Genomic DNA, 21,126 nt, shown 5'->3' with positions numbered 1-21,126 from the left:
GTATCTTTTTCCGGGCGTTTTTGGTATGATAGAAGAAAAAATCGGAGTTTTGCTTATGTCAGTATTTATCCTTTTTTATCTGTGGATTGTGCCGATTGTCATCGGCATCTTCTGTTCTCTTATTGCTTATCGGACAACGGGTAAGAAACGTCTGATTCCCGGCTTTGTGATGATCGCATTGAGCATCGTTTCCTTAATCACGGGGCTTTGGATCGGCGGAGTGAACTATCATGTGTTCATCGGGGGAATGTTTTTATTCGGTACGTTATTGGCCGGTTCCGCCTTCCCGTTTTTCTTCGCTCTTTCACGCAAACAAAAATAAACAGGCTGTCGGGATCTTCTCGACAGCCTGTTTTGTTTTTCCTTGAAATTATCTTACCGGAGATAAGGCAAACCCCTGTCAAGACAGACACCCAAATGAAAAACGTTCTCTGCCCCTTACAACAAACATATCAATGAAAATTTTCAAAAGATGAAATGCTCTATTATCCCTAGCAAAAGAGAAATTGCCGGAGCTTTCGGCAATTTTTGCCGCGTTGTTTAATCTTATTCAAAATGACAGCATACATATAGTTAACAGCTTGAAGTGAGAGGAGACAAAAGAGTATGTATGGTTCCCCTATTAAAATTAACAACTTATCAGGAAACGGAGTTGTCAATGTCGGCGGCGCGTTAACCATCACCCCTATCACCGCTTCAAAAACAGCGTTTGGATCCGGAGGCTTAAATACTGGAATCGTCATCCAAAACAACTCTGTAAGCCAGGCGGAAATGATTGGCCAACAATTTTCAGATCAGAATGTTGTGAAATCGTTTTAGCGAGGCTGTGAAAGATATTATGAAAAAAACGCCTTATTTGGCGATTCATAGAGGCATTGATGCACCCCATACTGATTTAAGAAATTCGATATAGCGTGCAAAGCATCTTCTTGCCTTTTTGTAAGATTACGGATGATTGCTGAATCCCCTTCTATAATTAGAGGGGGATTCAGGTCCATCCTGAAAGTTTTTGTCTGTCTGCTTTTCAAATTGAAAAGGGAATGTTCGTTCTTGTATTATTTACTCGAGGAGGTAATTCGAATGAATGATTTTGAGCGGAAAAAATGTACCGGATTATCTTTAACATGACTCACTTCGGGAAAAATCCTCAATGGATGAGTTGAAGAGAAAAACCGGTAAAGGATTACAGGCTATACGTGAAGCGGTCAAGAACCTCATGCGGCAGCGTATGTTGAAATGGGATAAGCACAAACACCGGTGGAGATTTTAAAAAGAAAAACCCCAACCTTAAAAGGCGGGGAACTGAATTGGGAGTACAATTAAATATTTATAGCTTTTTCGGCGATATAAAAAGTTCCAGACTCATTCAATTCAGCAGTATAAACATTTGTCACACTTAATAATCCAGTGAAAAGAATACCGATTAAAGCGGAGCTAATTAAAAGTTTCTTCATTATATAGCCTCCGTAACCTTAAGTATTTGTGTTTGGGCATGTATGGTTTTCTTTAAAAAGTTTCTTCCCTCTACATAGTTCCTCTTCTCAAAATGAAAGTCACCTAATTTTTCAGTTAGCTCTGCGAAATCAGACCAAAGGCGTTTCTCTTCTAAGTAACCTAAGCTTTGTTTCACTGCTGTTTCATTATATTCCTCGTATAATGAATTAATGATTTTTAATTTAGCCAAATATTCTTCTTCATTAGAAGTCCGGGCACGATTTAAAGCCGTTTCATAAAAGAAACGCGCTTCCTTGACTTTACCACATTGGTACAGGACATTTGCCATCATATATAATGATCTCACCCCATACACTGTATCAATATGTTCTTTCACGTCTATTGCCTTTTTGAAATTCTCTTCAGCAGCAATCAAATTTTTCCCTCTTAAATAAACTAAGCCTAAGTTATGAAAGATCACTCCTATAATTCTTTTCACTTTTTCCTCTTCCAAGCCGCGGACGATACTTAATGCTTCCCGATAATATGATTCGGCCTCCGTCAGCCTGTACATATCGTACATGTTAGCACCAACCATCATATTACAGCCAATCACTTTCACTTTGTATAATTGACTTTTTTCAAACAATTGCTTGGCTTTTTTTAAATGATTGAGGGAAACAAAGTGCTGATCAATTTGATAATAGGCATCAGCTATTTTGTAATGAAATTCAGCTTGCTCCATTTCATCTGATACAGCATTCAACTCTCTCTCTGCTTTGCGATAATAGCCTATCGCTTCAACATACTCTTTATGATCAAACTCATACATACCACGAAAAAATAATGAGTAATATTTCAAGAGGCCTGTAAGTCTTTTTTGCGGTTTTTCTATTTTCTCAAGCAGTTCGTCGACTGTGGGGCGATCTCTATATCTGTCTTCCGGCTCCAAGGAATCTAACATCAATTGGTGACGAAAGCACATCAATGAATAAAAAACAAGCAAATCCTGATCCTCTTCCATCTCCTCTATTTCCTGTTCTACTTCAGCCTTTAAAATCTCAGCATCAGGCACACTGAACTGACGAATCATTTTGTACTATTCATTGATCTTGACACCAACCTGGGACGACGGCAAAACTTGGTCCATATATACCTCTCCCTCTAATCTCTATTTTTGTAATATTATAACTATTTGAACAAAAAGTGAAAACGAAAAAAACCCGCAATTTTCGTCGCGGGATTTTTGGGATTATGGTTTTGGTGTACACTCTTATGATTATTCCATTTAATATTTTCGCTTTGTAAAATTCATTATAGTCTTAGTGATTGAACCGGAGATAAGGCAGGCTCCCGTCATGATAAACACCCAAACTAAAAATGTTGGCTCTGCTCCTATTACAACAAACATAAATATCAATGACAGGATCAATACGACGACAACCATAGTCCATACTTTTTGAAAGATGAAATACCCTATTATCCCCAGCAAGAAAGAAGCTGCCGGAAGAATGATGAGTATGATATATGCAGGGCTCAAAAGCGGGCTAATATAAACACCTCCAACTTATTTTAAAATTTCGAACCGGGCGATTTCCCACTCTTTATTTGCTTTTAGCGGGATTGTTTTTACCTTTTTTCCTGATTTCAAATCATAAGAAGTGATATCTCCAAGCTTGTTATCACGCTGGATATCAAAGTTTTTGAGTAAAACATACATCTCTCTGTCATTGAATTGAACATCATTCATTAATTTGTTATCATCCCCAGCATAAAAATCGAAAGATTTTTTCTTTAACCATTTTTTTATTCAAACACCTGCAGCTTCCCATCAAAAGAAACAGCTAAGATGCTATCTTTTAATATTTTCAATTTTGCAGGATGAAACCCTTTCTCCATCTCGACTTCTTTTTTTACCTTAAGCGTCTCTCTGTCTATTAATATGAGCTTAGAATTCTCTTTCTCATTCACGTTATCATTAACTGCCAGTACAAATGTATTTTCATCTAGAGCTTGGAATGCATCCTTTTCATCCATGAAGTATATCCCTTTATTCGGTATGGATGCCTTGTTCTCTTGCTTATTTGTCTCTAGGTTAATTGAAATGATGGACATACTTTCTTCATCACTTGAAATGACATAAATTTTATTTTTAGCGACGATTGCTGATCCAAGTTCTCCGTCAAGCTTTATTTGTTTCTTGTTTTTTCGGCTGTTTCCCTTCCAATATACCAGTTCACTTTCCAGCCCTTTGTCTGTATATCCAACGTTAATGTCATGGATGATATAACCGCCAGAACTGTTTATAAAGAAAGCACCTTCATCCTCAGTTGTTTTCGACAAACTCTTTTCATTTATTTTGTTTATTGCTCCAGTTTTATTGTCTATCATCAAGTGATTATTGCTTCTATTTGATGAGAAGAACGTATCGTTTTTGTTATATGAAGACATCGTGAAATTTATACCATCTTTCAATTCCAAGCTATCCATTTTAGTACCATCTTCACTGTAAACCCCAATCTCACTTCCCCTATCTAAAGTGTTAGAAAAACCAACAATAAATTTTGCATTGTCAATATTCTTTAATGCAGTCTTGCTATTACTACTTCTTTCCTCTTTTTCATTCCCAGTTGGGATGAGACTACAAGAGGTTGTGACTATCAGTATGCAAATGAAAATAAACAGGGTCTTAAGTCTATTCATTTTTTCCTCCCTTTGAAATGACAAAACAACCGGTGCAGCACCGATTGTTTTTGTCAATGTTAACCCTTGTGATAAAAGATTGTTGTGTTATTGGATTTTACAAGCTCCATTGGTGTTACAACAGTGTCCCATTTGACATTGTCAATATCAATACCTTGGTTTTTCCAAGAACGCCAAGCTAATTGAGAACAATAAAATTTAGCAGTTGTCTTTTTATTAAAAAAGTTGAAATTATATTTCTTTTTATTATCTGCTTGCTTTTCCGCATATTTTGCAGCATTTATATACTTATTGTTATTCGACTTTTTAACCCATAGACCATAAACTTTCTTTTTACTTCCCCAGTTATTATTATATCTGCGAACTCCATCTTGGTTTATAGGACTCCAGCTTTTCGCCCATGCTTCAACTGTTTTTGATTTGTTAGTTGAAACAATCGCAGCATGTCCTACACCAATAGACCAACTTCCAGAATTAATTTCATAGCTTGTAAGAACATCACCTTTTGTACCTAACGCTTTTGCTGCGATTTGGTTCTTGTGCTGATATTCAGGCTCCTCGTATTTAGGAAGAACTTCATCAATTTGACCAGAGGCTTTCAATTCTTTGATTTCTTTTTGGGAATCCTTATACAAGTCTTCCGCATGTTCTTGTACATACGCATACTCTTCTTTACTCATTTCATAGAATTTCTGTACTTCCTCACTTGTCATGCCGGCATCTTTCATTTCCTGTATTTCCGTTTGGACTTTTTCATTAGTAAGTTGCGGAAATCCTTCAGCATGTGCACTTTTCCCACTATTGAATAATTTTTCCTTCTTTTCTAAGATATAGGAACTAAATAAGGTTTGTAAACACCTTTTTTGAATTATTCGGGATATTTTAATCTTTTCTATTGAGTGTATAATGTCACAAAATCGGGACATGTAGTGCCAACTGAACTATAGGATTTGGGCTTTAAACAATGTTTACCAGGCAATGTGTTGTTTCACTATTTCTTCGTAAGGTTAACCTTCAAATTTTACACAACTTTACAAGTATTTGAAATATCATTTCCAACAAACATATTCTACCATTGGCACGAACCACAATTCTATATACTTCTTTATTTTTATGAAATATATAGAATTGTGGTACAGCCCTTTAAAGGGCTGTTTCATTTATTTCAGAAGAGACAACATTTTTTCTTTCGTTTTTGGCCCGTAAATACCGTCCGCAGTCAATCCATACATGGACTGGAACCGTTTGACTGCATTTGCTGTCTTCGATCCGTAATAGCCGTCTATTGCATTATTCTTTGCCTCTTTGTCCGGGTAGTAATAGAGAGCCGCCAGAGCCGATTGAATCTGTTTACGGCCGTCCCCTTAGTTAAGGCTTGTCTCTTTAAAAACGCCTGGCGGCAACGTGTAAGATGATTTCTTGCCTTTTGTTGCCGGCCGAACCGGTCAGCTTTAATACTTGGCCGACTTTGATCAGGTTCGGGTCCTTGATACCGTTCAAGCTTTGGAGGGTTGCCATGCTAACGCCTGTCTTCTGTGCTATGACGGATAATCCATCCCCTTTCTTTATGGTGTACGTCGCCCCACCGGTCTTTTTCCCGTTTTTGCTGATAAGGTGGTCCTTCATAAGTTTTTTGATCAGCCATCGCTGATTTCATGCCATTTCCACAGATTTCAATGCGATAGACTTTCGGTTCCCGTCCTCTAAGCTTCCAAGCAGGTTTGAACTACTGAGCACTTCCTTATCATGAAAGAGGTCAGTAAAACTGATAAGAACTAATGGATCAATAAGACAGTCCCAATAAAGATATTGCATAATTCCGAATGTTTTTGTAAGTTTTATATAATAAAATAAACAGAGTGAGGAGGGAAACATTTGATAATCAGAAGCGCAGAACCCTATGATATAAACCAATTGACCGATTTAATGTATTTATATATCGTCGATTTTTATAAAAGACCTAAACCGCCGATTGAACATATACATAATTTGATTGAAATGTTATTTGAAAAGAACAGCGGTATTCAATTCGTTGCTGAACAAGATGGTAAGCTCATTGGCTTTGCAACATTATATTTTAGTTTTAGCACAACGAAAGCAGATAAAATAACAGTAATGAATGATTTATTCGTGGCAGAAAACGCAAGAGGTACAGGAGCAGCCCAAGAACTGTTTAAAAGATGCGAATCATTCACAAAAGAAAACGGGTATGCACATATGTCGTGGATAACTGCAGCTGATAATTACCGTGCACAAAGGTTCTATAAAAAGATGGGCGGTTCTCTTGGAGATTGGTTGAACTATACCATATAATCCGACATGACATTATTGAAAAAACAGAACAAACAGCCGGGCTTTTACTACGGCTCAACTGAGTAAATGAGAGGGCCTAATAACAAATAAAAAAATAAACAGGCATGCTGCCTGTTTATTTTTTATAAACGCCGGCTTTTAAAACAGCCTTTTTAAGCTTTTCTTGAGAGACGGCATTTCGATTTTTTGGTTTTCAAAGAAGTTTTTCAGCATGTATTTGCTGAAGCCTTTCGCTTGGCCGTAGGTGATTTTTCCCGGTAGCGGCGGCTCGTCGCCGATGACGGCGTCGATGACGACCGGCTCATTTGAGTTGAGCGCTTCATGGAAAGCGGGAGCCAATTCCTCGTGTTTCGTCACTTTGATCCCTTTTGCCCCGCAGCTTTCTGCAAAGGCGGCGTAATCCACATTTTGCAGCTGGGTGACGTAGTCGATGTTGCCTTTGACTCGCTGTTCATATTCGATCATGCCTAAATTTTCGTTGTTTAAAATAATAACCGTAATCGGCAGTTTATATTTAACAGCCGTCGGCAGATCCTGCATCACCATTGAAAATCCGCCGTCTCCGCAAATGGCGATGGATTGCCGTCCGGGTTCGGCAAGGCTTGCGGCAATGGCTCCCGGAAGCCCGCATCCCATCGTGGCGAGCCAGCTTGATACGATAAAGTCCTGCTTCTTCATTTTAAAATGCCGGGCCATCCACACCGTGACCGTTCCGACATCCACTGACAGGACGGCATCCTCTGCGGCAGCATCCCGAAGCCGGGCAATGACCTGCTGCGGCCTGAGCGGATGAGTCGCTTCGGTTTCATCCTTTTCGATTTCTTTCCACCAATGCTTCATGTGCTCGGTGCAGGCTTCTAAAAATCTTCTGTCATCTTTATATTCAATGTATTCCGTCAGCTCTTTCAGCCCAAGAGCCGCATCACTGACGATTCCCGCATTGACTGGATAGCGTTTGCCGATTTTCGCCGGATCCGAATCAAGCTGGATGGCGGGCGTATCGTCCGGGAGATAATCCCTGTACGGAAACGATGTGCCGAGCATGATCAAGAGATCGCATTCCTCCATTGCTTCGTAGGCGGGCTTTGTGCCAATCTGCCCGAGATTCCCGAGAAAGTGCGGATGGCTGTCAGGCACGACGCCTTTTGCCGGAAGAGTAATGACAATCGGCGCGGCCGCTTTATCGGCGAATGCGAGCAGCTCCTCTTTTGCCGATTTTAACCCTTGGCCGGCGAGAATGACCGGCTTTTTTGCGTTGTTAATATATTGCGCGCATGTCACGAGATGCTCTTTTTTCGGCTCTATATCAGCTTTAAGGTATATCGGCGACGTATAAACCGGCTCCCGTTTGATTTTTTGCGCGAATAAATCATCAGATACGGTTAAGACGGCAACCCCTTTTTTGCTGTAAGCCGTACGGATCGCCTGATTCAGAAGATCGGGCAGCGCTTCTGCCGTATGTACTTGCTGGTTGAATACCGCCACGTCTTCAAACATTTGCTCTAATTTGATTTCCTGAAAGCTGTCACGGCCGATTTCATCGGAAGCAACCTGTCCCGCAATCGCCAGCACCGGAACGCCGTCCGCTTTGGCGTCGTATAAACCGTTCAGCAGATGAACGGCCCCCGGCCCTGCGATGGAAAGGCAGACACCGATCTGTCCGGTCAGTTTTGCCTCAGCCGCGGCGGCCAGGGCTGCGACTTCCTCGTGCCTGGTTTGGATGAATGTCAGGTTGTTTCGTTCATGTCTCAATTCTTCGATAAATTCATTAATGCTGTCTCCGGGAATGCCGTATATATGACCGACTCCCCATTGTTCAAGCAGCTCTGTCATTACATGTCCTGCTGTTTTACTTGGCATACTGCATCCTCCTTTTACCTGTATTCATGCCCTTTTTACAACGGGTTGAAACACGGGGACGTGCACCTGTAGCATTCTCAGCGTTTGACGAAAAAAAGACCGCGGCACTAAGGCCTGCGGTCTTTGATGTTACTTTTTAAAATGATACGGCAGTGTGGCGACGATGATGTCCTTCTTCCAAAACAGCCGGACGCGGAGCAAGAAGGCTGATTGGTTGTGGAGGATGGTCTGCCAGCGTTTTTTCGTAATGAATTGCGGAAACAGCACCATTACGGAGAACTGTTCTTTTCTTGCTTTCTGTTCGACCGTTTCCAAAAATTTATCAAACGGGTGAACCAGACTGCGGTATGAGGAATGCAGGGTTACGAGACGGACACCGTTATCAAGCTCTTCCCAGCGCTTTTCCACCTTCTTTTCGTTTTCTCTGTCAAAGGAAACATGAACCGCAATGACCTGATCCGATAATGATTTCGCATACTGAATTGATTTTTGGACGACGGTGGTGACCCCGGCGACAGGGACGATGACGACGGTTCCCTTAATTTCTTCAGGCTGCTGATCAACGACCCGCAGCTGTTCGCCGACTGCGGTGTAGTGATTTTTAATGACGAAAAACAGCATGACGACAGCAGGCATGAATAACAGCACGGGCCAGACAAGATTGAACTTTGTCGCAAATAAAATGCACAGCACCATAAATGAAATGGCGGCGCCGCAAGAATTGATCAGCATTTTAACGGCCCAGCCCTTCGGCTTCTGCCGGATCCACTTGATGCACATTCCCGTCTGCGACAGCGTAAACGGGATGAACACGCCGACGGCATAGAGCGGGATGAGATGTTCCGTGCGGCCGCCGAATAATAGAATAAGCAGGATGGATGCGATACCGAGAAAGATAATTCCGTTTGAAAAGCCTAATCGGTCGCCGCGAACCGTAAACATTCTCGGCATATACTGATCGCGCGCTAAATTAAACGCCAGCTGCGGAAAAGCGGAAAAGCCCGTATTCGCCGCAAGCACGAGAATCAGTGATGTAACGCCTTGAATGAAATAATACACCGTATTGCGGCCGAAAGTTTCCGCGGCAATTTGCGAAATGACGGTCTCGTCAGGCTTCGGTCCTGTGCCGTATCCGTACGCCAGCACCGTAATCCCCGTAAATAAGATCGCCAGCAGAATCCCCATCATGGCCAGAGTGCGGGCCGCGTTTTTCGCCGGAGGATTTTTAAAAGCCGGGATCGCGTTTGAAATGGCTTCAACACCAGTCAGCGCCGAACAGCCCGAAGAAAAGGCCTTCAGCAGCAAAAACAGCGTGATGCCCGCTACGGGTGTGCCGATCGGCGTGTGTTCGGCCGGATGAACCTGCCCCGTCATGAGCTTAAACAGCCCGACGCCGATCAAAAGGACAAGCGCCGCCACAAACAGATAGACGGGATACGCCAGTATGGACGCCGACTCTGACAGTCCTCTCAAATTTAAAATCATAATCAGAATCACAAGCAAAACAGCAATGAACAGATGATACGGGTGCAGAGCCGGAAATGCCGATGTAATGGCGTCGGTTCCGGCAGAAATGCTTACCGCCACCGTCAGAATATAATCAACAAGCAATGAGCCGCCCGCAATCAGGCCCGGCTTCTCACCAAGGTTTTCTTTTGAAACCATATAAGCTCCTCCGCCTTGCGGATAAGCGTAAATAATCTGTCTGTAGGACAGAATCAAAGCAAGCAGCAAAATGAGAACGCCGCAAGCGATCGGAATGGAATACCAAAACGCGGCCGCGCTTACCGTGGCCAAAATGATCAGAATCTGTTCCGTTCCATAAGCAACTGATGACAGCGCATCTGAAGAAAGCATGGCGAGCGCCTTGAGTTTCGTCAGTTTCTGCTCTCCGGCCGCCTGTGATTTCAGTGGTTTCCCAATCAAAAATCTTTTGATTGAATGGTACATTTGTTGTCTTCCCCTTTTTTTCATTTTCCGTTTGATTTACAAACCCTTACTGCTATGATGTCTCCGAATGCTGATTGCATGCCATATTTCAGCACGGCAAAAAAACACAGAGGCAAACGGATGCCCCTGCGCCATAATCGTGCACAGGTTTCATTCATCTCCTCTCATGAACGCTTACGAGGTTAGCTGTCGGATTCGGGCTTATGAGAGTTGGCCCTACCTGAAAAAGGATTCACCCCAAGCGGCATCATGCGCCGCAAATTGGTTCCCCCGCTCTGGATACAGATTAAGCGATATAGATTATAAAAGAGATCATACTCCCGTCCCGTCCGGTTGTAAAGGGGCTTTTATGCTGTTTCAAAAATAAAAAAACCTCCCCCAAAAATGGAAATAAAAATACAGAAAAAGAGGCCTGTTAACAGCCTCTTTTCCTTTCATTATTCTTCACTTTTTTCATTGCCCGTTTTTCTTTTTTTCCTTCTTGCCGTGAGCCATATCAGACCGGCCGCAATGAGAATAAGCGCTGCGAAAACAGCGATATACGTGACGTTCGGTGCGGCGGACGGGTTTTTCGTATCAGCCGATGGACTGCTGTCATCGGATTTGATTTGCTGATGGTTCGAAAACAGCTGCTTGCTGCCCGTTTCGTTGATGACGGTTGCCGCTTCGCTTGAGCTGTCTAAAAAGCTGATCAGCTCTTTTGTGACAGCCGCGCCGCTTCCTGATAACGGAGCAAAAACAGCTATGCCGGAGCCGGAGTCCCAAGGTGATTCCTGTGTAAATGCGATTTGTTTCGTCGTCTCATTCAGCATCTGAAACGAAGAAACATCGTAAGCGCCGCTTCGGTCTGACGGCACGAGAAGCTTAGATGCGTTTGATTTCAAAAGCGGAATTTGCGGCAAGCCTCCGATAAACACAACATTCCGGCCTTTGGCGTCCGCTTCCTTCATATCTGATGCCGTCTTAACGGTATATGCCTGACGGGCGCCGTTTCCGAATGAGTCCGTCACCAGAGAAAGTTCTTTAAGTGTCTGCATGTTTACGTTATCCGGGATGACGATCACTGTTTTCTTCTTCACGTCACCTGCAAACGGGAGCGGCCATTGCCCGAAATCCGGTTTTTGCGTCGCGCCGCTTACCGGGTAAGTCAGCGTGCTGCTTTTATCAATATAGACCCATTTGTTTTCGTCACGGTCGATACACGGATTGTTATTTTTCAAACCTGATGTGACAAATTGCAGATCAATATACCTGCTGCTTCGCAAAAGCTTCGGATCAATCGGAATTGTGACGTGATAAAACCCGTCTTTATCCTTATTGCCGAGATCATCAAGATGCACCGCATTCGGCTGTCCGTTGACCATGACGTTAAGCTCTGCTCTCTCAGCGTCAACATCTTTAGAATCCGTCTTCGTCCGGACCGATTCCGACGTCTTTAATGTGAGCGAAAGCTTGACCTGCCCGTCTTTATCAACAGCGGCCGCCGCAGGGTAAAAGAAGTGCTCTGACGCCGTTTTGTTTGATCCGACCGTTACATTTCCCGCGCCGAAATCGTCTAGTGTCAGTTTATTGCCTGTCTTTTCAGCAGCGGGCTGAAGACGGCCGATCATCAGTGAGTCTCCGCTCAGCTGGCCTGAATAAGCGCTGTCTGTAATGACGCGGATTTTATCTGCCAGCGTTTTGTCTGATTGTGCCGTGACAAACAGGACGGGCTGACGTTTGTCTCCGGCGGTCAGCACCCGTTCCGCGAGAAGGAGTTTGTTTCCTTCCGCTTTGATATTTCCCCGTTCGATAAGCTGTTTGATTTTGCCGTTCCAATGATGTCCGGCGCCGATGACAATTGACGGATTGCTGATTTTGCCTGCATCGGATTCTTTTACGTATGATACTTTCAGCCTGCTGTCCGCCGTTTTCAGAAATCCTTCTGTTTTGACTGCGGCTTCCGCTTCCGCCGAGGTCGGTTTGTCAGGAAGGATAATATCGGTTTCTTCACCCGTATTGCCTGATTGGGCAAACGGATACGGGAAATGGCTGAGATCCGCTCCCTTGGACTTGCTTGCTTCTGAAAGCATAAGGCGGCTGTCCGGATAAATCTTTATCCAGTTGCCTGACGTATCCTGCCTGACGCAGACACCCTCTTTTAATACACCGTAAAATTGCAATGATACATTGTGATAGCCTTGGGCGGATTGGCTTTTGCTGAGATTGAGCTTTACCGTTTTCCGCTTGGAGCTGCCGTCAAGCTTTATGGATTTGACGGGTTCATTGTCAATGGCAATGGTTAAAGAAGACGGGGCAATTAATAAATTTGACGCCTCGTAATCAATCAGAAGCGACTGATTGGCATCTGAAGCCCCCGCAGGAATCTGGTAGGTCAGTTCTGAGCTGTCTTTCGCCCCGTACAGTGTCATCAGATCACCCGTCAGCGCCTGCTGCTCTTTTGCGCCGGCGCTTTTTCCGAGGGCGGAACCGTCCGTTTTTAATTCCTGAGCCGCGGCCTTCTGCCCGTTATACATCAATAGCAAAAGGCCTGTTATCAATATGATCGCTTTTTTCAAAAAGGTCACCCGCTTTTATTTTGATTGTATCGCTCCGTCTTGTACCACTTGACTTCCTGCTTGAACAAGCGGTGCTTAATCTCTGTGAATAATGACCAGATGACGAGCACGATCCAAGCCTGGGAGTAGGTAAAGTACATGAGAAAAACGATAAAGAAGTTTTGTTTGTTCATTTCTGTTTTTTCAATGCTTAAGGTAATCATGACCTCGGTCATAAACAGGAAAAAGGCCAGTATCCACAAAATCATCGCCAAAAACCCGACTGCCAGATGCAGGTCGTAAAAAAGATTGATGATAAAAATCGTGTTTGACATGATCATACCGAAGAAAAACAGAAAATACGTAAAAAAGAAGTAAAACAAATCGAAGATAATCCGCTTGCGTTTCAGCTTGAAAAATTGGGATAAAAACTTGAGAACCACGTATTGGTTGCCGCGCGCCCACCTTGTCCGCTGGCGCCACCAGACCTTCCATGTTTCAGGCTCCTGCTCCCATGTCACAGCCGCCGGAAAAAAGCGGATGTGATAGCCGAGATTATACACGCGGATGGTCAGCTCGGTATCCTCCGCCAGCGCCTTATCATCCCAGCCGCCGAGCTTTTCGATAATGCTCCTCCTGATCGCGAAGTTCGTTCCCGGGATGGTGGCGATTTTGAACCATTTCCATCTGCCGCCCTGCGCCATCCACTGAAAGCAGATGGTTTCAATATTGATAAACTTCGTCAGGAGCGTTTTGGCCGCGTTGATGACACGGAATTTCCCGACAACCGCTCCGGCTTTCTCATCATTCATCAGACCGAGAACCAGGTAATACACAGCCATTTTTTCCGGTGTGTTGTCCGCATCATACACGCAGATCACGTCCCCGTTCGATTCGGCGAAACCGGAGTTCAGCGCTGAGGATTTTCTTTTACCGGCGTGCGGGGGCTTTGTAATGACCATTTTAATGAAGTCATACTGACGGGAAAATTCTTCGACGATGTCTCCCGTCCGGTCGGAGGAATTATCATTCACGACGATGACTTCAAGCCTGTCTTTCGGATAATACAGATTCACCATCGCCTTCAGCGTCTGCCTGAGGACGACCTCCTCATTATGCGCGGGAATGAGCACGCTGACCTTCGGGAGCTCCCCCATTTTTGCGCGCCACTTGGGAATGTTCCGTTCGAAGGTCATATAATGCCTGAATCCGCCCTGCATCAGAAACATGTGATAGAGAAGCATCACCCATATTAAACTTAATGAGATAAAAAACAGAATGTTACTCAAGGCTTCTTCTCTCCTTAAAGATTCGTTTTTTTAATGTGGCGCGCAAATAAAGGACATAGCAGACGAACATGATGATAAACAATAGCACCACGCCGGAGAGAATCCAAAGCGCCTTTTCCAGAGGCGTCTGCTGATGGTGATTGAAAAAGGCCGTTATCGGATGAATCTTGTTTTCCACATGAATGGTTCCGTCTCCGTCCGTTTTGATCCTGACGCTCGCCGACGTCACCGTTTGCTTCGTTTTCTTCAGATCGAGCCACTCGCCGCCGGGAATCCGCTTTTGATTGACGAGCTCGGGAAGATATTTCATGCCGAGATACGGATGGTAGAAACCTCCCGCCACACCGCCGCCGAAATCAATCATCCGGGAGATGCGATTCTCCATATCTCCGAGCGGGTTCTCCTTTGAGTTATCGGCAAAGCCGATTGTTTCAGGGTAAAGCGTCATCCCGTCCAGCATAGCCGGCTTTGTGACGAACGGAGGGGCGCCCGAGGTTTTCCACGTCGTGCCGCTGAGCTGGACTTGGCCGAAAATGCTGGAGAAATAAGAAGACGCGATTTTGTAGCCTTCTTCAGACATCGTATAATGCGGCGCTTCGAATGACAGCGGGTAAAGGCCGAGCTCTGTCAGATCGTCAATCGCCTGCTCCAGCTTCGTTCCCGTGTAGATTTTTTCTTTTTCCCGAAAAGGCTTCACATACGCCCGGTACGCTTTTTCATTCGGAAAATCCTGTTCCTTTTCAAGCTTGACCGGGGTATCGTCCGCATTTTCCGACGTAATCGGCTGATCCGCTTTGGCGTCCCAGAATTCAAAGCCTTCTCCCGTTTCACTGTACCGGTATGCATGCGTATAGCCGTGGATAATGATGCTGCCGCCCATTTGCTGAAGTTTTTTCAGGACGCTTACCATTTTCGGCTTGTCCGCCAGATATACTTTTTCTCCGTTTTCCGGGTTGAGATAGACCGGAATCACCGCCAGAATAAACGGAATGTGTCTTTTATGCAGGTAAGCTCCTGCTTGATAAAGCAATGTTTCATCCGACATCGGGCTGATGTCTTCAAGCCGCAAATAAAGGAGGGTGCTTCCCTCTGATTCTCCGAACGCCTTACGCAGTTCTTTCGCCGTCAGAAACGAATCATTTAACAGGCTGGTCACACCGAAATAGCAGTCAGAGCGCGCCGTTTTCCATATAAAAGGACGGGTGCTGCCGTCACCGGATCGGTATGTATAAAGGGGTTCCCCTTTTACTCCTGATACGCCGAGCACGGACATTCCTTTTTCAAGCGGCATGTCTGTTTTTTCTTTCTTGCCGTATATGCGGTAGACCGTTTCTTTTTCTGTCAGGGACAAACCCGTAAATTGGCGGAACTGCCCGGCGTTATAGCCGATGCTGATGAGCTGCTGCGGCATGCTGCTGATCAGAGATACAAAATGATTGCTGAGCTTTTTCTTCGTTACGCCGTAATAGATGACTCGCCGATTTTTTTTAAGGTCAGCGGCTGTGATATCTCCGTCGCTTTTAACGGTGACGGCGGATGAGAAATGGCCCGCGATCAAATCAAGCATTTTGACTTCAGCGGTTTCTTCGCCGTCCGTGCTTGTATAAATAATGAGAATGCCGTCCTTTTTGTCTTTTGCTTCCGCCGTACGGGGAACATAAACCGCCGAAACCATGAAGAGCGCCGCCAATAAGAGACATATCCATTTAGAGTTCATTCATCATCATCTCGTTTTCCAGTTCATTTAAAAATTGATCGGCCGTTTTTAAATCCTTTCGGTACGCCAAATAGCATACACGGAAAGTGATTGAGACGTATTTACCGTTTTGCAGCCTGTACGTATCCAATTCCTTTTTCAGCTTCGCCAGAACGGCCGGCATGTTTTCTTCAGGCGTATGGGTCAGCACGATGCCGAACCGTTCGGCAGACGGCCTGAATTTTTTGTCTGTTTCCCGTACGCTTGAACGGATTTGGCGGCTGATAAATGCCAGCAGGCGGTCGGTCTCTTTTTCTCCGTAGAGAGATTTGAATTCCTTGAAATAATGCATGTGCAGCAGCAAAAAGACGAAGGAATTGCCGTAGCGTTCCGCCCGCTTGATTTCCTCAGAGAGTTCCAGCTTCATCCGGAGATGATTGTCAAAGCCCGTCACCCTGTCGACGGCCACAAAGCTCGTGATCTCTTCCCGCAGCTGCTTAACTGAGCGATCCAGCCCCTTGGCCAAATCGTGTATTCTTCCCGACATGTAGGAAAAGAGCAGCAGCGCGATCCCCCACACGACCAGCATCTGCAGACCTTCGGCACCGGCAGACGCCATAAAACTCCCGGTCTGAAACCACAGGAGCAGGCTGCCGAGAACAAATAAGACGAGTAAAGTGATGACGAGCGCGTAGATCGCCCCAAACCATAAGCCGGCTCCCGCGACAAGCAATGTTATACAGGTCATGAGAAGCCCTGAGGATTGCTGTGACACATAGTAAATAAAAAATGACAGCAGCACTGTCATCACAGCTGTGTAGCTGCATAGTTTTTGTGATTCATTGAATGATATTTTCATTAAACAATTTCCTTTCAGCCAGAAGCGGCAGCAGGTTATCGAAAGAATGTGTATCGCCCCCGCTCATATAGCCGCCGTAATCAGGTTTCAGCGTTTCCAGCGTTTCAAATGAAGTCATTCTTTCATAAAGCGGCTTGATGACAGCCGGATCAGCTTTTTGCTCTGTTAAAAAAAGAACGGCCAGGGCGTAAACGGACGGTGATTCGTATTGAACAGCCGGCTCCTTCGTGTCTGCGCTGTACCGTCCGTACAGCTGTCCGCGCGACTTAAATTCATTTATGATCCATTTTGACAGCGCGGCGGCTTTGTCATCGCCCCGTTTCAGATTCACGGCGGCATATAACTGGTCGATGACATTGACTTCACTGTCATATTTGTATTCCTTTGTTTCGGTATTGAACGATTTCGGCAGAAAGCCATTTTTCAGGGGTGCAAGATTGAGAACATCAAGATTCCGGTTTTCCGTTTTCTCATCGATAATCCCCTGTTCTCTCAGCATCTGTAAGGCGCCGGGGCTGACATAAGACAACGTCACGGTCTTTGATGCAGCATGTGAAGCGGCATCATAATAATCCGTAAAATACCCGTCATTCGTATTGTATTTTTCCAGCGCCTTCCCGATTTGCACCGCTGTTTTCCCGTATTCACTGTTTCCCCACAGAGATGCGGCCTCATTCAGACAACCCATGATTCTGAAATCGTCAATTAAGGCATTGGTGCCGCTTGCTTTATTCCGGTCAATCTTCCACGACACGAGCCCGTTTTTCATAAGAAACGAATCGGTGAGCAGCTGATACTGGGCTTGAAACTGCCGTTCATCTTTCCTGCTCAGCAAAAATTCCATCCATAGTCCGAGAGACTCAGATAAATATTCCGGTTCACCGGATATGTTCGTCTTGATCATTCCGCGTCCGTTCATCAGTTTATGATAAATAAAATGCTCTGCGGGCTGAAGGGGTTCGGACGGTTCAACGGCCGTCTGTTTTTCAATGCCGGCCTCCGTGCATCCTGCCGTCAGCACGATCGAAATCAAAAGGATCATCAAACTAAAACCGAAACGCTTCACAGTCTATCCTCCTAGTTCACAAATCCTTTTTTATACCTATATCTTATTTTTCCACAAAGTATTTTTACTATATAAGAAACGATCAAAGAATACTAGCATTTTTTCACATTGGTAAATTTTAAAAATAGGAGCGCCGCCTGCTCCCCTTTTCCCTCTTTGTATGGATTGTATTCCCAATACAGTAAAAAACACGACAAAAGGCAGCATTTCTTTACAAATGCTGCCTTTCTCTCATTTATTTATCCAGGCCGAGTTTTTTCAGCTGTTCTGCCAGCGCGTTGTTCATCGGCTCATCATTGTTTTGTTTTTTCATATAAGAGTTGATGTCCCGCTTGGATGCGCGTCCGGATTTATCTTTCGCTTTGCGCTTTTCAAAGACGGATAATTTCTCCCGGTGGCCGCACACACATGCGAAGGTTTGGCCTTCACCCTGGCCGCGAAGCTCCATTTTCTTATGGCAGTTCGGACAGCGGGCGTTTGTTTTTCTCGCCACCGTTTTCCGGCTGCCGCACTCCCGATCCTGACACACGAGCATCGTGCCGCGTTTGCCGTTGACTTTAAGCATCATTTTGCCGCAATCAGGGCAGGCGGTGCCTGAAATGTTATCATGTCTGAAGGTTTGGCTGCTGTTTTTGATTTCCTTCACCGTTTTGCCCGCATATGATTTCATGTCTTTAATAAACACGGCGGATTTCAGTTTCCCAGCGGCGATGGAGGAGAGCTTTTGCTCCCACTCGGCGGTTAACGCCGGTGATTTCAAATCTTCCGGGACGAGCTGTAAGAGCTGCTTCCCTTTTGACGTGATGAAAATGTCTTTTTCCTTTTTCTCGATCAAAAAGCTGTTGAACAGTTTTTCAATGATATCAGCGCGGGTGGCGACCGTTCCGAGTCCCCCGGTTTCGCCAAGCGTTTTCACAAGGTTCTTCTCTTCTCCCTGCATAAAGGCGCTTGGGTTCTCCATCGCGGATAACAGCGTGCCTTCATTAAAGCGCGCCGGCGGTTTCGTCTGTCCGCTCGTTTCTTTCAATGATGAGACAGAGAGGCGCTGACCCTGCTGAAGAGCCGGCAGCGTCTGGTCTTTGTCTTCCTCATGATCGTCGTCATCCTCGTACATATCATACACGGCTTTCCAGCCCGGCGATTGAACGGTTTTCCCTTTTGCGGTAAATGTTTCGCCGCCGATATCGGCTGTGACCTTTGTTTCTTCGTATTCGAACGCCGGCATTAACACGGCGAGAAAACGTTTGGCGATCAGATCATACAGCTTGCGTTCTTTGTCGCTGAGGCTTGAAAGAATCAGCGGCTCCTCTGTCGGAATGATGGCATGGTGATCAGATACCTTGGCATCATTGACGAATCCTTTATGCGCTTTGACGCCGCGCTTCAGTATTTGATTGACGTATTGTGCGTACGGCTTGACTTCCATGCCGTTTAATCGGTCTTTTAAGGTCGGCACGATGTCTGCGGAAAGGAATCTGGAATCCGTCCGCGGGTACGTGACAAGCTTATGCTGTTCATACAGCTTTTGAAGCACCGACAGCGTCTCTTTTGCGGAAAAACCGAAGCGCTTATGAGCGTCCCGCTGCAATTCCGTCAAGTCGTAAAGACCGGGGGCGAAGCTTTTCTTCGCTGTTTTTTTCAATTCTGAAATGACTGCCGGCTTTCCTTGCAGGTCTTTTGCCAAACGGCCGGTCACCGTCTGGTCGAACGTTCTTGTCTGCTTTGTTTTTTTATCCTGCCATGTCAGCGTCATCTGATCAGCCGCCGCGCGGAGACCGTAATAAGGAACCGGTGTGAACGCCTGAATATCCGCTTCGCGCTTGGCGATCATCGCCAATGTCGGAGTCTGGACGCGTCCGCATGACAGCTGCGCGTTAAATTTTGTCGTCAGCGCGCGGGTCGCGTTGATGCCGACGATCCAATCCGCTTCCGCTCTGGCGACGGCGGAATGATACAGGTTTTCGTATTCTTTGCCGCTGCGGAGCTTTTGGAATCCTTCTTTAATCGCTTTATCTGTCACAGAGGAAATCCACAGCCGTTTAATCGGTTTGCGGACATTTGCCTTCTCGATAATCCAGCGGGCCACAAGCTCCCCTTCCCGTCCTGCGTCTGTAGCGATTACGATCTCGCTGACGTCTTTTCGGATAAGCTGGGCTTTGACCGCATTGAACTGTTTTCCTGTTTTTTTAATGACGACGAGCTTCAAAGGTTCCGGAATAATCGGCAGGTCCTCAAGCCGCCATGATTGATACTCTTTGCCGTATCCTTCAGGATCAGCGAGCGTTACCAGATGTCCGAGCGCCCACGTGACGATGTAGCGGTCGCCTTCAAGGTATCCGTTTCCTTTTTTATGACACTTCAGAACGCGGGCCAAGTCCCGGCCGACTGAAGGTTTTTCAGCTAATACAACTGTTTTTGACATGCTTTTTCACTTCTCTTTCTTTCACACTCATCCTGTTATTATAACAGACTTCCTCACGCTCTCTCTAATCGAGGACGTTTTTTGTGTCAATTTCTGAGAAAATGACGTGGGTCACGGTTTGGGCATACGGAGAGGTGCGGTTAATGAAGTGTTCGATCGTTTCCAGGCTGTCCGCGTTAATCTTCAGCATATAACACGCCGCGCCGGCGACCCGAAAACAAAATTCAATGTTGGGAATGGATTGAATGTAGGTTTTGAATTGATCGTATTTTCCGTTTTTCACCGTCGCTTCAACAATGCAGGAAACGGGAAGCCCGATCTTTTTTTGATCAATGTCCAATGTATAGCGCTTAATGACGCCGAAGGATTCAAGCTGCCTGACACGCTCTGTGACGGACGGGGCTGACAATTTGATTTTTCTTCCAAGCTCCCGCATGGACAGGCGGCTGTCCCGCTGCAGCTCTTTAATGATGCTCAGATCAACATTATCTAGTTTCATGACTGTAGTCCTTCCTTACCCTTTTGGCTATATTATCAAGAGAAATCCGTAAAATGACAAGAACAACAGGCTGAAATCATGAAGGTTTTTCAGAAACAGTCGCGAAATGGTCATATTAGGACTGCCCATTGCTTATAGTATAGAAAATCAGATGTCCGACAGGAGGGAGTTGTATGTTACACACGCCGATCGGCAGGCTTCGCACGATGGGGTTTATTGAAGGGATGTCGCTTTTGGTGCTGCTGTTTATCGCGATGCCGCTGAAGTATTGGGCACATCATCCGCTCGCCGTCACCATTGCCGGATCCATTCACGGCGGGTTGTTTATTATTTATTTGGCAGTGCTGGCGTATGCGGCGTTCACTGTCAAATGGCATGTGAAATGGTCAGCCGCCGGTTTTATCGCGGCTTTTATCCCGTTCGGCAATTTTATTTATGACCGCGGCCTGAGAAATTATAAATAAAAAAAGCTCCTCTTTTATAGAGGAGCTTTTTTTG

Annotated in this window: 20 protein-coding genes, 2 pseudogenes and 1 riboswitch; of the genes and pseudogenes, 5 read left to right on the top strand and 17 right to left on the bottom strand. The window is 45.2% G+C overall.

Annotation, left to right across the window (positions count from 1 at the left end; genetic code table 11):
- The first annotated feature begins 55 nt into the window (after positions 1 to 55).
- The 3 genes and pseudogenes from BAMF_RS22470 to BAMF_RS41735 all read left to right on the top strand — a co-directional run bounded on the left by BAMF_RS22470 (position 56) and on the right by BAMF_RS41735 (position 1,270).
- Complete coding sequence (locus BAMF_RS22470) at positions 56 to 322, top strand: hypothetical protein (RefSeq protein ID WP_013351066.1); 267 nt, start codon at positions 56 to 58, stop codon at positions 320 to 322.
- 284 nt (positions 323 to 606) lie between these two features.
- Complete coding sequence (locus BAMF_RS22465) at positions 607 to 819, top strand: spore germination protein (protein WP_013351065.1); 213 nt, start codon at positions 607 to 609, stop codon at positions 817 to 819.
- A gap of 261 nt (positions 820 to 1,080) precedes the next feature.
- Positions 1,081 to 1,270 (top strand): annotated as a pseudogene (locus BAMF_RS41735) (hypothetical protein).
- A 49-nt stretch (positions 1,271 to 1,319) separates the two neighbouring features.
- Here the strand turns inward: BAMF_RS41735 and BAMF_RS41970 are convergent.
- From BAMF_RS41970 to BAMF_RS42150, 8 genes and pseudogenes are all read right to left on the bottom strand, one after another.
- Positions 1,320 to 1,454 carry a hypothetical protein gene (locus tag BAMF_RS41970; RefSeq protein ID WP_014469765.1) on the bottom strand — a complete coding sequence of 45 codons (135 nt, stop codon included), beginning with the start codon at positions 1,452 to 1,454 and terminating at the stop codon, positions 1,320 to 1,322.
- A complete protein-coding gene (locus BAMF_RS22460; protein ID WP_013351064.1) occupies positions 1,454 to 2,527 on the bottom strand; it encodes a response regulator aspartate phosphatase in 1,074 nt (357 codons plus the stop codon). Before BAMF_RS22460 ends, BAMF_RS41970 begins: the two co-directional genes overlap by 1 nt.
- A gap of 195 nt (positions 2,528 to 2,722) precedes the next feature.
- Positions 2,723 to 2,926 (bottom strand): DUF2651 family protein, encoded by a 204-nt coding sequence (locus BAMF_RS22455; protein ID WP_232469715.1) that lies wholly within the window; start codon positions 2,924 to 2,926, stop codon positions 2,723 to 2,725.
- Positions 2,927 to 3,001: 75 nt separating this feature from the next.
- Complete coding sequence (locus tag BAMF_RS41730; RefSeq protein WP_013351062.1) at positions 3,002 to 3,184, bottom strand: hypothetical protein; 183 nt, start codon at positions 3,182 to 3,184, stop codon at positions 3,002 to 3,004.
- Between the two features lie 56 nt (positions 3,185 to 3,240).
- Positions 3,241 to 4,194, bottom strand: a complete 954-nt coding sequence (locus BAMF_RS22450; RefSeq protein ID WP_232502497.1) for a hypothetical protein — start codon at positions 4,192 to 4,194, stop codon at positions 3,241 to 3,243.
- Between the two features lie 2 nt (positions 4,195 to 4,196).
- A complete protein-coding gene (locus tag BAMF_RS22445) occupies positions 4,197 to 5,063 on the bottom strand; it encodes a YiiX/YebB-like N1pC/P60 family cysteine hydrolase (protein WP_013351060.1) in 867 nt (288 codons plus the stop codon).
- A gap of 234 nt (positions 5,064 to 5,297) precedes the next feature.
- A pseudogene (locus tag BAMF_RS42155) lies at positions 5,298 to 5,552 on the bottom strand (peptidoglycan-binding domain-containing protein); the annotation flags it as partial.
- Complete coding sequence (locus BAMF_RS42150; RefSeq protein WP_014471448.1) at positions 5,521 to 5,655, bottom strand: LysM peptidoglycan-binding domain-containing protein; 135 nt, start codon at positions 5,653 to 5,655, stop codon at positions 5,521 to 5,523. The pseudogene BAMF_RS42155 and the gene BAMF_RS42150, both read right to left, overlap by 32 nt.
- Positions 5,656 to 6,012: 357 nt before the next feature.
- Here BAMF_RS42150 and BAMF_RS22435 point away from each other — a divergent pair, with 357 nt between their 5' ends.
- Positions 6,013 to 6,450: a GNAT family N-acetyltransferase gene (locus BAMF_RS22435; RefSeq protein ID WP_013351058.1), complete on the top strand. Its 438-nt coding sequence runs from the start codon at positions 6,013 to 6,015 to the stop codon at positions 6,448 to 6,450.
- Positions 6,451 to 6,588: 138 nt separating this feature from the next.
- Here BAMF_RS22435 and BAMF_RS22430 read toward each other — a convergent pair whose 3' ends face one another.
- The 9 genes from BAMF_RS22430 to BAMF_RS22390 all read right to left on the bottom strand — a co-directional run bounded on the left by BAMF_RS22430 (position 6,589) and on the right by BAMF_RS22390 (position 20,628).
- Complete coding sequence (locus BAMF_RS22430) at positions 6,589 to 8,310, bottom strand: pyruvate oxidase (protein WP_013351057.1); 1,722 nt, start codon at positions 8,308 to 8,310, stop codon at positions 6,589 to 6,591.
- A 129-nt stretch (positions 8,311 to 8,439) separates the two neighbouring features.
- The gene (locus BAMF_RS22425; RefSeq protein ID WP_013351056.1) at positions 8,440 to 10,260 is read right to left on the bottom strand and encodes an APC family permease; all 1,821 of its coding nucleotides are present in this window, start codon (positions 10,258 to 10,260) and stop codon (positions 8,440 to 8,442) included.
- 156 nt (positions 10,261 to 10,416) lie between these two features.
- Positions 10,417 to 10,563, bottom strand: a riboswitch (cyclic di-AMP (ydaO/yuaA leader).
- Positions 10,564 to 10,697: 134 nt separating this feature from the next.
- Positions 10,698 to 12,818, bottom strand: coding sequence for a cellulose biosynthesis cyclic di-GMP-binding regulatory protein BcsB (locus BAMF_RS22420; protein WP_013351055.1), 2,121 nt, complete (start codon positions 12,816 to 12,818; stop codon positions 10,698 to 10,700).
- A gap of 5 nt (positions 12,819 to 12,823) precedes the next feature.
- Positions 12,824 to 14,086, bottom strand: a complete 1,263-nt coding sequence (locus BAMF_RS22415; RefSeq protein WP_013351054.1) for a glycosyltransferase family 2 protein — start codon at positions 14,084 to 14,086, stop codon at positions 12,824 to 12,826.
- Positions 14,079 to 15,803 (bottom strand): DUF2334 domain-containing protein, encoded by a 1,725-nt coding sequence (locus tag BAMF_RS22410; protein WP_013351053.1) that lies wholly within the window; start codon positions 15,801 to 15,803, stop codon positions 14,079 to 14,081. The genes BAMF_RS22415 and BAMF_RS22410 overlap by 8 nt, the downstream gene beginning before the upstream one ends.
- The gene (locus BAMF_RS22405; RefSeq protein WP_013351052.1) at positions 15,793 to 16,641 is read right to left on the bottom strand and encodes a diguanylate cyclase domain-containing protein; all 849 of its coding nucleotides are present in this window, start codon (positions 16,639 to 16,641) and stop codon (positions 15,793 to 15,795) included. The genes BAMF_RS22410 and BAMF_RS22405 overlap by 11 nt, the downstream gene beginning before the upstream one ends.
- Positions 16,622 to 17,707: a hypothetical protein gene (locus tag BAMF_RS22400; protein ID WP_013351051.1), complete on the bottom strand. Its 1,086-nt coding sequence runs from the start codon at positions 17,705 to 17,707 to the stop codon at positions 16,622 to 16,624. The genes BAMF_RS22405 and BAMF_RS22400 overlap by 20 nt, the downstream gene beginning before the upstream one ends.
- A gap of 235 nt (positions 17,708 to 17,942) precedes the next feature.
- Positions 17,943 to 20,129 (bottom strand): DNA topoisomerase III, encoded by a 2,187-nt coding sequence (locus BAMF_RS22395; RefSeq protein ID WP_013351049.1) that lies wholly within the window; start codon positions 20,127 to 20,129, stop codon positions 17,943 to 17,945.
- A 64-nt stretch (positions 20,130 to 20,193) separates the two neighbouring features.
- Positions 20,194 to 20,628, bottom strand: coding sequence for an Lrp/AsnC family transcriptional regulator (locus tag BAMF_RS22390; protein ID WP_003156263.1), 435 nt, complete (start codon positions 20,626 to 20,628; stop codon positions 20,194 to 20,196).
- A gap of 173 nt (positions 20,629 to 20,801) precedes the next feature.
- On the opposite strand from BAMF_RS22390, the gene BAMF_RS22385 reads away from it, so the two are divergent.
- Positions 20,802 to 21,092, top strand: a complete 291-nt coding sequence (locus BAMF_RS22385) for a DUF3817 domain-containing protein (protein ID WP_013351048.1) — start codon at positions 20,802 to 20,804, stop codon at positions 21,090 to 21,092.
- Positions 21,093 to 21,126 lie beyond the last annotated feature (34 nt).

Origin of the sequence: Bacillus amyloliquefaciens DSM 7 = ATCC 23350, from assembly GCF_000196735.1 — a bacterium.
Classification (GTDB): domain Bacteria; phylum Bacillota; class Bacilli; order Bacillales; family Bacillaceae; genus Bacillus; species Bacillus amyloliquefaciens.
This window is presented reverse-complemented; position numbering and strand designations above follow the sequence as displayed.